This window comes from Bacillus sp. MZGC1 (genome assembly GCF_002998605.1).
Taxonomy (GTDB): domain Bacteria; phylum Bacillota; class Bacilli; order Bacillales; family Bacillaceae; genus Bacillus.
The window spans coordinates 99,256-112,742 of the sequence record NZ_PVRE01000006.1; the positions used below are offsets into that span (position 1 = coordinate 99,256).

General features: G+C 43.7%; 11 protein-coding genes. 3 read left to right on the forward strand and 8 right to left on the reverse strand.

From position 1 onward, the window contains the following. Positions 1-12: 12 nt before the first annotated feature. Entirely contained in the window at positions 13-438 is a 426-nt protein-coding gene (locus C6Y06_RS17050; protein WP_060596692.1) for a DMT family transporter, read from the reverse strand. A 211-nt stretch (positions 439-649) separates the two neighbouring features. On the opposite strand from C6Y06_RS17050, the gene C6Y06_RS17055 reads away from it, so the two are divergent. After that, positions 650-2,077, forward strand: a complete 1,428-nt coding sequence (locus C6Y06_RS17055) for an aldehyde dehydrogenase family protein (protein ID WP_106037280.1) — start codon at positions 650-652, stop codon at positions 2,075-2,077. 173 nt (positions 2,078-2,250) lie between these two features. Here C6Y06_RS17055 and C6Y06_RS17060 read toward each other — a convergent pair whose 3' ends face one another. Beyond that, positions 2,251-2,925, reverse strand: a complete 675-nt coding sequence (locus tag C6Y06_RS17060) for a hypothetical protein (RefSeq protein ID WP_106037281.1) — start codon at positions 2,923-2,925, stop codon at positions 2,251-2,253. Between the two features lie 180 nt (positions 2,926-3,105). Between C6Y06_RS17060 and C6Y06_RS17065 the strand changes: the two genes are divergently transcribed. Together C6Y06_RS17065 and cysI are read left to right on the forward strand one after the other, a co-directional pair. Beyond that, complete coding sequence (locus tag C6Y06_RS17065) at positions 3,106-4,926, forward strand: assimilatory sulfite reductase (NADPH) flavoprotein subunit (protein ID WP_106037282.1); 1,821 nt, start codon at positions 3,106-3,108, stop codon at positions 4,924-4,926. 37 nt (positions 4,927-4,963) lie between these two features. Next, the gene (cysI, locus tag C6Y06_RS17070; RefSeq protein ID WP_106037283.1) at positions 4,964-6,682 is read left to right on the forward strand and encodes an assimilatory sulfite reductase (NADPH) hemoprotein subunit; all 1,719 of its coding nucleotides are present in this window, start codon (positions 4,964-4,966) and stop codon (positions 6,680-6,682) included. A 30-nt stretch (positions 6,683-6,712) separates the two neighbouring features. On the opposite strand, the gene C6Y06_RS17075 is transcribed toward cysI, so the two are convergent. The 6 genes from C6Y06_RS17075 to C6Y06_RS17100 are packed head-to-tail and all read right to left on the reverse strand — an operon-like array spanning position 6,713 to position 13,481. Further along, positions 6,713-8,647: an AMP-binding protein gene (locus C6Y06_RS17075; protein WP_106037284.1), complete on the reverse strand. Its 1,935-nt coding sequence runs from the start codon at positions 8,645-8,647 to the stop codon at positions 6,713-6,715. 13 nt (positions 8,648-8,660) lie between these two features. Beyond that, entirely contained in the window at positions 8,661-10,184 is a 1,524-nt protein-coding gene (locus tag C6Y06_RS17080; protein ID WP_106037285.1) for an acyl-CoA carboxylase subunit beta, read from the reverse strand. An 18-nt stretch (positions 10,185-10,202) separates the two neighbouring features. Then, positions 10,203-10,985 carry an enoyl-CoA hydratase gene (locus C6Y06_RS17085; protein WP_034660848.1) on the reverse strand — a complete coding sequence of 261 codons (783 nt, stop codon included), beginning with the start codon at positions 10,983-10,985 and terminating at the stop codon, positions 10,203-10,205. A gap of 14 nt (positions 10,986-10,999) precedes the next feature. Further along, positions 11,000-11,908: a hydroxymethylglutaryl-CoA lyase gene (locus C6Y06_RS17090; protein WP_106037286.1), complete on the reverse strand. Its 909-nt coding sequence runs from the start codon at positions 11,906-11,908 to the stop codon at positions 11,000-11,002. Positions 11,909-11,919: 11 nt separating this feature from the next. After that, entirely contained in the window at positions 11,920-12,135 is a 216-nt protein-coding gene (locus tag C6Y06_RS17095) for an acetyl-CoA carboxylase biotin carboxyl carrier protein subunit (protein ID WP_034660850.1), read from the reverse strand. Continuing rightward, positions 12,132-13,481, reverse strand: coding sequence for an acetyl-CoA carboxylase biotin carboxylase subunit (locus C6Y06_RS17100; RefSeq protein ID WP_106037287.1), 1,350 nt, complete (start codon positions 13,479-13,481; stop codon positions 12,132-12,134). Before C6Y06_RS17100 ends, C6Y06_RS17095 begins: the two co-directional genes overlap by 4 nt. Positions 13,482-13,487 lie beyond the last annotated feature (6 nt).

Sequence of the window (13,487 nt, forward strand, 5' to 3'; positions counted from 1 at the left end):
TGACGCCCTCCTTTATAGCTTTAAAATGATCACGCCTGCGACCATCAGTAAAATTCCTGCATAATGAGGCCATTTCATTTTCTTCTTCTGTACACCAAACCATCCTTTTGCATCGATTGCAAAGGTAAAAGCAAGCTGTGCAATAAGTAACGCTGCGATGGTGAGTGTGACACCGATCATTTGAATCGCGGTGACTTCATTAAAAATAATAATGGCTGCAAATGCGCCGCCTATTAAATAAAGTGGCCGCACCTTTTGATATTCCCTGAAGTGCCCGTCTCGAACGATCAGTAAGATGACAAGCGAGATGATAAAACCGGTTAGCTGTGTGATAGTTGCTGCCTGCCATGTGCCGATATCCTGGCTGATTCTTGCGTTGGCCACGCCTTGCAGTGTAATGCAAGCGCCTCCTAATAAAGCGAAAATAACACCTTTCATTCGTTCAAATGCTCCTTCTTTTTTCAGTCTAGTTCCATTAAATGATACATGCCCATCTATTGAAAAGGACATATGTCCCACTTTGCGTATTATATCAGAAACTTTTTCTTTTGCAGTTTCTTCGTTTTAGATTTTTCACAGTGGGTACAGTTTTATATCAGCTGAAAACAGAATATTGATTGAATCACATATAAAAAGGAGACATGTCAGAATGAGAAATCAAGAGAAACATTTTATTAATGGAGAATGGATTGCTTCAACAGGAAACGAAAAGACAGAGGTCATCAACCCTGCGACAGAAGAAGTCATTGGCACCATTAGCTTAGGAACAAAAGAAGATTTAGATAAGGCAGTGAAAGCAGCTCGTGCCGCCTTCCCTTCTTTCTCGAAAACAACTCGAAATGAACGCGTGAAGATGCTGGAAAACATTGTGCGCGGCTACGAAAAACGCAAGGATGAACTTGTAGAAGTGATGACACAAGAGCTCGGTGCACCGCTGAAAGTATCAGAAGAAGTTCATTACACAATGGGCTATGAACATTTTTCTAAAGCAGCGGAAGCACTTAAATCTTATACATTTACCGAGGACCGCGGCGGACATACCATTATAAAAGAAGCGATTGGCGTCAGCGGATTGATTACACCGTGGAACTTCCCAACGAATCAAACTTCTCTTAAAATTGCGGGTGCCATTGCGGCAGGCTCACCAGTTGTCTTAAAGCCAGCAGAAATTACACCTTTTGCTGCGATGATTCTTGCAGAAATCATTGATGAAGCAGGCGTACCGAAAGGAGTCTTCAACTTAGTAAACGGAACTGGTGACGTGATTGGTGACGGTATTAGCTCACATCCTGATATTGACTTTGTTTCATTTACTGGATCAGGTGCTGTCGGCTCGAAAATTATGGAAAACGCGGCGGACAATGTGAAGAAAGTGGCTCTTGAGCTTGGCGGGAAATCCCCTCTTATTGTTTTAGATGATGCAGATGTGGATGAGGCAGCAGAAACCGCCATTCATCATATTGCGATGAATACAGGTCAAGTGTGTTCTGCAGCTACGCGTGTGCTTATTCCAGAATCAATGAAAGACAAGTTTGAAAAAGCGCTGCTGAATGCCCTGCCGAAGTTTACAGTTGGTGATCCGAGAGAAGATCACACCACAGGCCCGCTTGTCTCCAAGAAACAATGGGATACCGTGCAATCTTATATTGAAAAAGGAATTGATGAAGGTGCTACTCTGCTTGCAGGGGGAACTGGAAAGCCGGACGGAATCGATAAAGGATATTTCGCCAAGCATACCATTTTCACCAATGTGAAAAATGATATGACCATTGCGCAAGAAGAAATCTTCGGACCGGTCATGAGTGTGATTACGTATCAGGACCTAGATCATGCCCTTGACATCGCCAATGATACGGTTTATGGCCTTGCCGGGTATGTTGTTGGAAAAGATGAAAAAACTTCAAAATATGTAGCTGAACATATCCGTGCTGGCCAAATCACCATTAACAATGCCGAAACAGATTACTTTGCCCCATTTGGCGGCTTTAAGCAATCTGGTATCGGAAGAGAATGGGGAGACTTCGGCATCGAGGAATATTTAGAAGTGAAAGCTGTGATGGGACTTCCAACGGCATAAATTGAGAAGGGAGAAAAACTCTAGGGTTTTTCTCCCCTTTTTATTTAATTAATAAGAACCCATTTCGAATTTTAAGAACTGCTTACTACTCCCCTATTTATCCTTATCCATAATGATGAGATCATGTATCAATAAAAAGAGGAGTATTTAATGAATAATCGTGAACTCAATTTTTAACTAATTCCCAAAATTACTTCAACTTCTTTAATATGATCTAATTCATAGAACATAAAAAATTCAGCTTCTTTTCGATTTGGAGATTTCATTAAAATCTCTAAACGATTAGAATAATGAACACAAGAGATTAATTGCCAATTCATAGCTCGTATCTTTTGCAATTGTTTATAATCTTCTTGAAATTGTTCCTCTCGTTTTAATTTCATGTCATATATTTCATCAATTAAATTAAAAAGTTTATTTGTTTTGGAAACATCAACTCTTCTAATGAGAAAAACAATAAAAACAACTATTAAAACACTTGAAGCAAAATAAATATAAGTATCAAATATATTGATCGAAAGTTTATCAAAATCATTTTGCTGCTCATGTGAGTTATCTAGTAATTTCGAATCGTTAACGTTGTATTTTCTAGAAATAAAATTTAATCCAAAGTTAAAATATGAATTAAAGTAAGAGTTCAAAAATAAAAATAATGGCACAATTGTTATTGTAATAATTGAAGCTTTTGTAGAAAAATTGGCAGCTCTTTCGTATTTATCTTTCGCATAAATGCGAAGATCTGCAACTTGACTCAGATTTAATTTTTCTAATTCCTTTCTATGGATAGACACATTCTTTACTAATTTAAACTTAACTTTTGGATCTTCCAAATCTCTAATAATACTCATATTACCTCCTTGACCAAATAAATTAATTTCACCATGTATAGGTATTAGAAATCTTAATCATGACAATCAATATTATATATTTTACTTAATGGCAAACTTTCGGTAAAGTTCAAATTGAACCTATATATATAATTCCTATCGAATTAATCTATGTTTATATTTCTTGTGAGGTGGATATCGTTGCAACTTCATGTATTGAACAGTCCTTTTAGTCAGCAGCAGGCAGACTTGCTCAATCAGCTGCTTCCGACTTTAACAGATCAACAAAAAATTTGGCTTACCGGTTATTTATCAGCACAGGCAGCTCTAGCCGGATCAGAAACGGCCGCTCTGGCCCCTACTCCTTCTGCCGCAGCCCCTGCGCAGCCTGTCAGTAAAGATGTGACCGTACTTTATGGCTCGCAAACAGGCAATTCTGAAGGATTAGCGAAAAAGACAGCGCAGCATCTCGAGGAGAAAGGTTTTCAAGTGACGCTCTCTTCTATGTCAGATTTTAAACCAAATAATCTGAAAAAAATACACAATTTACTGATGATCGTCAGCACACATGGCGAGGGAGATCCGCCTGATAATGCCCTTTCTTTCCATGAATATGTCCATGGTAGACGTGCGCCAAAGCTCGATCATTTAAGCTTTTCTGTTCTTTCGCTTGGCGACAGCTCTTACGAATTCTTCTGTCAGACTGGAAAAGAATTTGATGAGCGCCTCAAAGAACTTGGCGGAACGCGTCTTATAGGCCGAGTGGATTGTGACCTTGATTATGATGAGCCGTTTTCTGAATGGCTTCAAGGGGTGACATCGGCACTTAGCGAAGGTGAAGCCGCAGCATTCCCGCAAGAATCAGCAGGAGCAACCAACCAAACAGCAGCTTCTGAATACTCAAGAAAGAATCCTTTTTATGCGGAAGTTCTTGAAAATATCAACCTAAATGGCCGCGGCTCTAACAAAGAAACCCGCCATTTGGAGCTCTCTCTTGAAGGATCAGGACTTGTTTATGAGCCGGGTGACAGCCTTGGTATTTATCCAACAAATGATCCTGCGCTTGTTGATGAACTGCTCACGACATGCGGATGGAATGCAGAGGAAGCCGTAACCGTGCATAAAAATGGCGACACTCTTCTTTTGAAAGAAGCACTCACCTCGCACTTTGAGATTACAGTATTAACAAAACCCCTTCTTCAAAAGATGGCGGACTTTACAAAAAGTGAAGCCCTCCATGCCCTTTTAGAAGAAGAGAATGAAGAAAAGTTAAAAGCGTATATAGCAGGAAGAGATCTAGTAGATGCTGCGCGCGATTTTGGTCCTTTTGAAGGAACAGCCGCAGATTTCACCGCTATTTTAAGAAAAATCCCTGCACGCCTTTATTCGATTGCAAGCAGCTTGAAAGCCAATGAAGAAGAAGTTCATTTGACAATAGGTGCTGTGAGATATGATGCCCACGGGAGAGAACGCCAAGGTGTCTGCTCCATCTTATGTGCGGAGCGCTTAGAGCCAGGTGATACACTGCCTGTTTATATCCAGCACAACCAAAACTTTAAGCTTCCTGAAAACCCTGATGCACCGATCATTATGGTGGGACCAGGCACAGGTATCGCTCCTTTCCGTTCGTTTATGCAGGAACGAGAAGAAATCGGTGCAAACGGAAAGTCATGGCTATTCTTCGGTGATCAGCACTTTGTGACGGACTTCTTATATCAAACCGAATGGCAAAAGTGGTTAAAAGATGGTGTCTTAACGAAAATGGACGTGGCTTTTTCAAGAGATTCAGAGGAAAAGGTATATGTCCAGCACCAAATGAAGAAACAAAGTAAAGAATTATTCGAATGGCTGGAGCAAGGTGCCTATGTATATGTCTGCGGAGATGAAAAACATATGGCGCATGATGTTCATGGTACCCTTCTATTGATCATCCAAGAAGAAGGTGCGATGAGCAAGGAGAAAGCAGAAAGTTATTTAGCCAATTTGCAGCAGCAAAAACGCTATCAGCGTGACGTATATTGATTGATTTGATGCTTGAAAGAAAGGAGCTTTTACTTACATGGTGAAGACAGCATTAACAGCGCCGGATGGACCTCCGAGCGACGTAGAGGAAATCAAAGAAAAAAGTGATTATTTACGGGGTACGTTAAAAGAAGTGATGCTTGATCCGATTTCAGCGGGAATTCCTGATGATGACAACCGCCTGATGAAGCATCACGGCAGCTATTTACAGGATGATCGAGACCTCAGAAATGAACGGCAAAAACAAAAGCTTGAGCCAGCCTATCAATTTATGCTGCGCGTACGCCTGCCTGGCGGAATAGCCACATCCAAACAGTGGCTAGTGATGGATGAGCTTGCTCACAAATACGGAAACGGTACGTTAAAGCTGACTACTCGTGAAACCTTTCAGCTTCACGGTATTTTAAAATGGAATATGAAAAAGACCATTCAAGACATTCATTCCACTATGCTTGATACGATCGCTGCTTGCGGCGACGTGAACCGGAATGTGATGTGTACATCAAACCCCTATCAATCAGAAGTGCACCATGATGTATATGAGCTGGCCAAAAAATTAAGTGATGACCTGCTTCCGCAAACGAGAGCGTATCATGAAATTTGGCTTGATGAGGAAAAGATAGCGGCAACGCCTGATACAGAGGTTGAGCCGATGTATGGTCCGCTTTATTTGCCAAGAAAATTCAAAATTGGTGTGGCGGTCCCTCCTGCTAACGATATTGATGTCTTTTCGCAGGATTTAGGCTTCATTGCGATCATCGAAAATGAGCAATTGATCGGCTTTAATGTCGCAATTGGCGGTGGAATGGGCATGACCCATGGTGATACAGCGACCTATCCTCAGCTTGCAAAAGTGATTGGCTTTTGTACACCGGAACAAGTTGTAGAGATTGCGAAACAAGTGATTACCATTCAGCGTGACTATGGAAACCGTTCGGTGCGAAAAAACGCCCGCTTTAAATATACAGTGGACCGCCTTGGTCTTGAGAATGTAAAAGAAGAGCTGGAACGCCGCCTAGGATTTGCCCTTTTAGACGCAAGAGATTATCGCTTTGATCATAACGGAGACCGCTATGGCTGGGTAAAAGGCATCAATGGCAGATGGCATTATACGATGTTTGTAGAAGGCGGCCGCATCACGGATTACGATGACTACCCGCTGATGACAGGTATTCGGGAAATTGCAAAGATTCATACAGGAGACTTCCGCTTAACAGCGAATCAAAATTTGATCATTGGAAATGTCACTTCTCATAAAAAGAAACAAATCGAGCAGCTCATTCAGGAGTTCGGTTTATCAGCTGGCCAGCAGCACTCTGCACTGCGCCGCAGTTCAATGGCCTGTGTTTCTCTTCCAACATGCGGCTTAGCGATGGCAGAAGCAGAACGCTACCTTCCACGCTTGATTGACAAAATTGAAGAGATTGTCGAAGAAAACGGCTTAAGTGATAAAGAAATCACGATTCGAATGACTGGATGTCCAAATGGATGTGCCCGCCATGCGCTAGGTGAAATTGGCTTTATCGGCAAATCACCTGGCAAATACAACATGTATCTTGGCGCTGCGTTTGATGGCAGCAGATTAAGTAAGCTGTACCGTGAAAATGTTGGTGAGGAAGACATTTTAAACGAGCTTGGCTCTCTGCTCCCTCGCTATGCAAAAGAACGAGAAGACCAAGAACATTTCGGTGATTTTGTCGTTCGGGCAGGGATTGTCAAAGAAACAACAGATGGCACGAATTTTCATGTGCAATAGAAAAAGACAGGACACTCTCCTGTCTTTTTTTTATGGATTCTGTTTCCGTTTCAAGTATTCGCAAATGCTTTTGTACACATGAGGGTTTTCTAAAGAAGAAAGATCTAGTGAAGGCTGCTGTTCATAGGCTCCTTTTAATAAACGCCGGACGATTTTTCCGTTTCTTGTTTTCGGTAAAGTTGAAATGAGATGAATTTCCTTTGGCATGAGAGCTTTTCCCGCGTGTGAACCAACATGTGTTTTGAGCTCTCGAATCAGTTTTGCTTCGTCACAAGATTGTGAGCTAGTCACGATGAAGCACACGAGTGCCTCCCCTTTCACCTCATCCTTTACCCCAATTACAGCTGCCTCGTGTACGGCTGGATGTCCGACAAGAATGGATTCAATTTCTGCTGGACCGACACGTTTTCCTGCTGAATTAATGACATCATCCGATCTGCCCGTGATATGGAATGTGCCATCCGCTGATTGCATCACCCAATCCCCATGTGTCCACACCCCATCAAATCGTCTGAAATACGTGTCTTCATATCGCCCCGGATCTTTCCAAAAACCACATGTCATGCCGACCCATGGCTTTTTCAAAACAAGTTCTCCTACTTCATTTATGACGCTCTGACCTGCTTCATTATACACATCTGCCGCCATTCCTAAGATCGCCGCATTAAAAAGGACTGGCTTAATTGGGCGAAGCAGCGTACTTCCTACAATTCCGCCAGAGACCTCTGTTCCCCCTGAATAATTTAGGATCGGAATGTGCTTTTGACCGATTTTGTCAAAAAGCCATTGCCATGGTGCTTCATTCCACGGCTCACCTGTAGAAATGATGGCTTTGACATGTGGCAGCTTTGTACCTGCAAGGTTTTGCTGCATCGCAGACCGAACAAAAGTAGGTGAAAGTCCAAAATGGGTGACTTTTTGCTTGTGGATGAATGACCAGAGGTGCTGTTCATCTGGATAATCGGGTGCACCGTCATATAAAACGATTGCAGCTCCATTGATCAAGCCGCCAAAGACGAGAAATGGCCCCATCATCCAGCCCATGTCTGTGAGCCAAAACAAACGGTCTCCTTTTGCAACGTCCATACAAAGACCGGCGTCAAAAGCAGCTTTTACAGGGAAGCCTGCGTGTGTATGGACAGCTCCTTTTGGCGTACCAGTTGTTCCAGAAGTGTATAAGATCATGAGAGGCTCTTCATTTGTGAGATAGGTCGTTTCACTTAACGGATCTTCTTTTAACAAATCGTTTAGCCTGATATCTCCTTCATATTCAGTATGAGAGGGAGTGTGTACAATGACGGTTTTGACAGTGTCTGTTTTGTGAATCGCATCTGCCGCACATTCCCGCATATTGATCGTCTTCCCGCGTCGCGTCATGTCGGAGCCTGTGACGACAATGGTTGCACCTGCCGCACGAATACGCACGGCAAGAGGCTCGCTTCCATATCCGGAGAAGACGGGGCTAAAGATGACACCAATTTTTGCAAAGGCTAGCATGACAGCGACCGTTTCAGGAAGCATCGGCATATAAATGACCGCCACATCTCCTTTTTGAAGCCCATTCTTCAAAAAACCAGCAGCGAGGCGATTAACCTTTTCCTGAAGTTTGAGATACGTCCATCTCCTCTCAGCCCCAACTTCATTTCTCCAAATCACGGCTGGCTGATGCTGGGTCTCTTCGTTCTCTGCCCATTTGTCCACGGCGGTTTCGGTTATGTTTAGTTGACCGCCTTTATACCACTTCGGCCACATGAATGAATTTTGACCTAATGCGGCTTCATACGGCATCTTCCACTTGATGCCGACCGCCTTTTCAGCTTCTCTCCAAAACCAATCGGTACGCTCGATACTAGCTTTGTAGAATGCATCATAAGTAGAGAAACCAAGTGAGTGCATCCATTTGTAAAGACGTGTATGTTTGACCTTCTGCTCTTCCGGTACCCATGCTGGTTTCAGGTTCATCATAAGGATGCCCCCTTTAGACCGGATAGACCGGATGTTTTCGTCTTGTAAATGTCATCTCTTTTGAGGAATAGGCTTGTAATCGATGACAAAGCTCAGCTCGCAGGTGGTCAAACGGGATGACGCCATCGACAATCATTTCAGAGGCAAGCTCATATATATTCATATCTTCCTGATATTCCTTACGTTTCTCTTGTATAAATGCAGCTCTCTCTTCGGCAGGCAGCTCGGCAATTTTATTCGCATAGACAGCATTCACAGCCGCTTCTGGCCCCATGACAGCAATTTGCGCTGATGGAAGAGCAAGACAGCAGTCTGGTTCAAACGCTGGCCCTGCCATTGCATATAAACCTGCACCGTATGCTTTACGCACAATGACCGATATTTTCGGAACGGTTGCCTCTGACATAGCAGAGATCATTTTCGCCCCGTGTCTAATAATGCCAGCTTGTTCCACTTTTGTTCCAATCATAAATCCCGGTATATCCGCAAGAAAAAGGAGCGGGATATGAAAGGCGTCACATAGCTGAATAAACTTGGCGGCTTTGTCAGCTGAGTCATGGAATAACACCCCGCCTTTCACCCTAGGCTGGTTGGCAATAAGACCAACAGGCTGACCATTCATGCGGCCAAAGCCTGTAATCAGCTCCGCGGCAAACAGTTTTTTGATTTCAAAAAATGACCCTTCATCAATGAGTAAATAAATGAGCTGATACATATCAAAAGGGGTATTCTGCCCCTTAGGGATAAGGTCTTGGATGGTCATCTCAGATGGCTGAGGTGCTTTTGCTGCTGCCCGTTTTGGTTTCTCTGTATAGTTGGCAGGCATGTAGGTTAAATAGTCGCGAGCGATTTGAATGGCTTCTTCCTCTGTTTTGGCTAAAATATCACCACATCCTGATATGCTGCAATGCATGTTTGCCCCGCCCATTTCTTCTAGTGATACTTTTTCTCCAATCACCATTTCGGCCATTCTCGGAGAGCCTAAATACATCGAGGCATTCCCTTCGACCATAACGACGATGTCACAAAAAGCAGGAATGTAAGCACCTCCTGCTGCAGAAGGACCAAATAGTAAACAAATTTGCGGGATACGTCCAGACAGCTTCACCTGGTTATAAAAAATGCGCCCCGCGCCCCTTCTGCCTGGAAACATGGCAATTTGATCGGTGATTCTTGCACCCGCAGAATCGACTAAATACAGCATCGGGCAGTTGAGCTTTTCCGCTGTTTCTTGGATTCTAATGATTTTTTCTACCGTTTTGACGCCCCATGATCCAGCTTTGACGGTAGAGTCATTCGCCATGACGCAAACCGTTTGCCCATTCATCCGCCCCGTCCCTGTGACAACCCCATCTGCTGGTAAATGTTGATCTTTACACTCGGCAAACATGGCATCCTCAATGAAAGAATCCTCATCTAATAACAACTGGAGCCGGTCACGGACGAACAATTTTCCTTTTTCTTTGTTTTTTTGATGGTATCGTTCGGCTCCTCCTTTTACAATCCGCTGTTTTTTCACTTCATATTCTTCGATCATGCCCATTCCCCTTTCTTGCTAGTTGCCTCTGTAATGAGGCGTTCGTTTTTCTTGGAAAGCTTGAAGTCCCTCCATTCGATCTTCTGTATCAATGAGCCGTACATAGGCTTCGTATTCCTTCATCAGACCTGTACGTAAATCATGATCAAGGCTCATTTGAATCGCTTGTTTCGCTTCTTTTAAAGCAATTGGACCGTTTTTGGCGATTTGTTTTGCGAGAGAAATGGCGTCATCCATAAGAGAATCTGCTAAAGAGAGGTGCTCAATCAACCCGATTTGAATGGCTTCTTCAGCTTGTAATGAACCACCTGTGAAAATCAGTTCTTTTGCTTTACCGAGTCCAATCAGGCGCGGAAGCCGCTGGGTTCCTCCGGCTCCTGGTATGATGGCTAGTCCAGTTTCTGGCAGGCCGAATCTTGCTCCGGCTCGTGCGATGCGGAGATCACAAGCCAGTGCGAGCTCAAGGCCTCCGCCGAGTGCGTGTCCATTCATCACGGCAATGACAGGCACAGGAAGGGAGTCAATTTCTGTAAAGGTTTGCTGAATCGACAGAACCGCCGCTTTTGCTTCTTCTTCTGTCATCAATCGTCGCTCTTTTAAATCAGCTCCTGCGCAAAAGACGTTAGAACCAGCTCCTGTAATGAGCAGACAGCGGATGCTTTCATCGTGTTTGATTTCTTGAATGATTTGATTGATCTCCTCAAGCATCGCAGCGGATAGGGAATTCGCTTGTTTCGGCCTGTTTAAGGTCATGATCCCAATCCGTTCATCTTGTATCATAAAATTAACCAATGATGTCATGTCACATTCATCCTTTATGAAGTAGTATGAGAGTGAAAAGCACGTAAACAATGACTAGGCAGGGTTCGATCTACTTTTGTTTCGATCCATTCTGCCGCTTTTATCAATGCAGGAAAATCGATATTTGTTTTAATTCCTAGTTTTTGAAGCATATGCACTACATCTTCTGTCGCGACATTTCCGCTAGAGCCAGGTGCATATGGGCAGCCACCAAGCCCGCCGCTAGAGGAGTCAAATGTTGTGATTCCCGCTTTTAATGCCGTATAAATATTGGCAAGACCCATCCCCTTCGTATCGTGAAAATGTAGAGCGATTTTATCAGCAGGAAAACGTTCAAGTAAAATGTCTAATCGCCTTTCTACTTGAAGCGGATGGGCTTCTCCAATGGTGTCGCCGAGTGATATTTCATCAATGCCATAAGAGAGCAGAATATCCGTTAACCGCAGAACTTGATCCATTGGCACTTGATGTTCATAAGGGCAGCCAAACACGGTAGAAATATATACGCGCGTGATCTTTCCTGCTGCTTTTAAATCAGCTGTCATTTGTTTGATGACAGGAAGTGTTTCGTGGATGGATTGATTCATATTTTTTTTGTTATGTGTTTCACTCGAAGAGATAAACATAGCGCCTGCGTCAAGATTTGCTTCAAAAAAGTGAGCCAAGCCTTTTTCATTAGGAATGAGTGCTGCATAGGTGATGTTGTCATTTTTGTGTAAGGATTGAGCTAACTCTTTGGCGTCTTTTAAGGCTGGGACCCATTTAGGATGAACAAATGAGGTGACTTCAATATAAGGGAGCCGGGCTGCTGTGAGCAGTTCAATCCACCTTTGCTTCTCGCTTGTGTCCAGCCAAGTGGATTCATTTTGCAGTCCGTCCCGCGGGCCGACCTCTCTGATAAGTACACGCTTTGGTAATGCCATCTCGCTCCCTCCTATTCTGTCAGCTCTAGAAGGACCTCTCCTTCATCGACAAATTCCCCCTCTGCCTTATACACTTTGCTGATGACACCAGCCTCTTCTGCAACAATTGGAATCTCCATTTTCATTGATTCCAAGATAGCGACCTCCTGTCCTTTTTGCACTTCATCGCCTTGTTTCACAAGAAGCTTCCATAAGTTTCCGGCCATTTGTATCGTGACCATTTTCATGAACGGTTCCCCTCCCTTTTTTTCATGAGAAAATCGGTTGTGATGCTGCCATGTAAGAAAGCAGAAGATCCAGCCATTTCCCTTAAAAGCGGTAAGTTGGTTTTGATCCCTTCTATTTCATATGCTTGTAACGCATTTTTTAATCGTTCTATTGCAAGTTTTCGTGTATCACCGTAAACGATCATCTTCGCAATCATTGGATCGTAATATGGGGTAATGACGCTCCCGCTTGTCACACTTGATTCATGGCGTATATAGGGAGCTTCTGGCATAAATAGCCGAGTGATTGTTCCTGGTGACGGATAAAAGGTAACGGGGTCCTCCGCATAGATTCTGACCTCGATGGCATGCCCAATTTGATGAATATCCTCCTGAATGAAGGAAAGCGGCTCTGATGCAGCGATTTTCAGCTGCTCCTCGACAAGATCAATACCTGTAATTTCTTCTGTGACAGGGTGCTCTACTTGTAATCTCGTGTTCATCTCTAGAAAATAAAATTGTTGGTTTTGATCGACTAAACATTCAATCGTCCCTGCATTTTCATAGCCAATGGCTTTGGCTGCTTTGACGGCCATCTGTCCCATCTGTTGTCTCACTGATTCATCGAGACAGACAGCTGGTGCTTCTTCGATGATTTTCTGGTGTCTTCTTTGGAGTGAACAGTCGCGCTCAAATAAGTGAACCCCATGGCCGAAGGAATCAAAGAGGACTTGAATTTCAATGTGCCGCGCGTCTTCAATGACCTTTTCCATATAAAGCGTCCCGTCGTTGAAAAAACTTTGCGCTCTTTTTTGATTTCCTTCAAAAGCTTTATGCAGCTCCTCGTCATTTCGCACAAGCTGCATGCCAATTCCCCCGCCTCCGCTTGATGCCTTGAGCATGATCGGATAACCGAGTGACTGGGCTTTACTGACTCCTTCTTCTGCGTCATGGAGCGGGGCTGAAACGCCTGGTACAATGGGAATCCCCGCATGGTCCATCGTTTTTCTCGCTTCAATTTTATTCCCCATTCGCTGAATGACCTGTGCGGATGGTCCAATAAAAATAATTCCTTCGCTGCGGCAGCGTTCAGCAAAGCCCGCATTTTCTGATAAAAGGCCATATCCAGGGTGGATGGCATCTGTATTTGTCTGCTTGGCAACCTCGATGATCACTTCCATGTTTAAATAGCTTTCAGATACTTTCGCGCCTCCAATGAGATAGGCGCTGTCTGCTTCTTGCACATGAAGCGCATGCTGATCTGCCTCTGAATAAACAGCCACGGTGTTGATCCCGAGCCTTTTACAAGTCCGAATAATTCTACGAGCAATTTCGCCTCGATTCGCAATGAGTACTTTTTTGAACATCGCTGC

What these genes read in the sequence shown, in the direction of transcription:
- C6Y06_RS17050 (WP_060596692.1), bottom strand. Translation starts at nt 438, where the DNA reads ATGAAAGGTGTTATTTTCGCTTTATTAGGAGGCGCTTGCATTACACTG.
- C6Y06_RS17055 (WP_106037280.1), top strand. Translation starts at nt 650, where the DNA reads ATGAGAAATCAAGAGAAACATTTTATTAATGGAGAATGGATTGCTTCA.
- C6Y06_RS17060 (WP_106037281.1), bottom strand. Translation starts at nt 2,925, where the DNA reads ATGAGTATTATTAGAGATTTGGAAGATCCAAAAGTTAAGTTTAAATTA.
- cysI (WP_106037283.1), top strand. Translation starts at nt 4,964, where the DNA reads ATGGTGAAGACAGCATTAACAGCGCCGGATGGACCTCCGAGCGACGTA.
- C6Y06_RS17075 (WP_106037284.1), bottom strand. Translation starts at nt 8,647, where the DNA reads ATGATGAACCTGAAACCAGCATGGGTACCGGAAGAGCAGAAGGTCAAA.
- C6Y06_RS17080 (WP_106037285.1), bottom strand. Translation starts at nt 10,184, where the DNA reads ATGATCGAAGAATATGAAGTGAAAAAACAGCGGATTGTAAAAGGAGGA.
- C6Y06_RS17085 (WP_034660848.1), bottom strand. Translation starts at nt 10,985, where the DNA reads ATGACATCATTGGTTAATTTTATGATACAAGATGAACGGATTGGGATC.
- C6Y06_RS17090 (WP_106037286.1), bottom strand. Translation starts at nt 11,908, where the DNA reads ATGGCATTACCAAAGCGTGTACTTATCAGAGAGGTCGGCCCGCGGGAC.
- C6Y06_RS17095 (WP_034660850.1), bottom strand. Translation starts at nt 12,135, where the DNA reads ATGAAAATGGTCACGATACAAATGGCCGGAAACTTATGGAAGCTTCTT.
- C6Y06_RS17100 (WP_106037287.1), bottom strand. Translation starts at nt 13,481, where the DNA reads ATGTTCAAAAAAGTACTCATTGCGAATCGAGGCGAAATTGCTCGTAGA.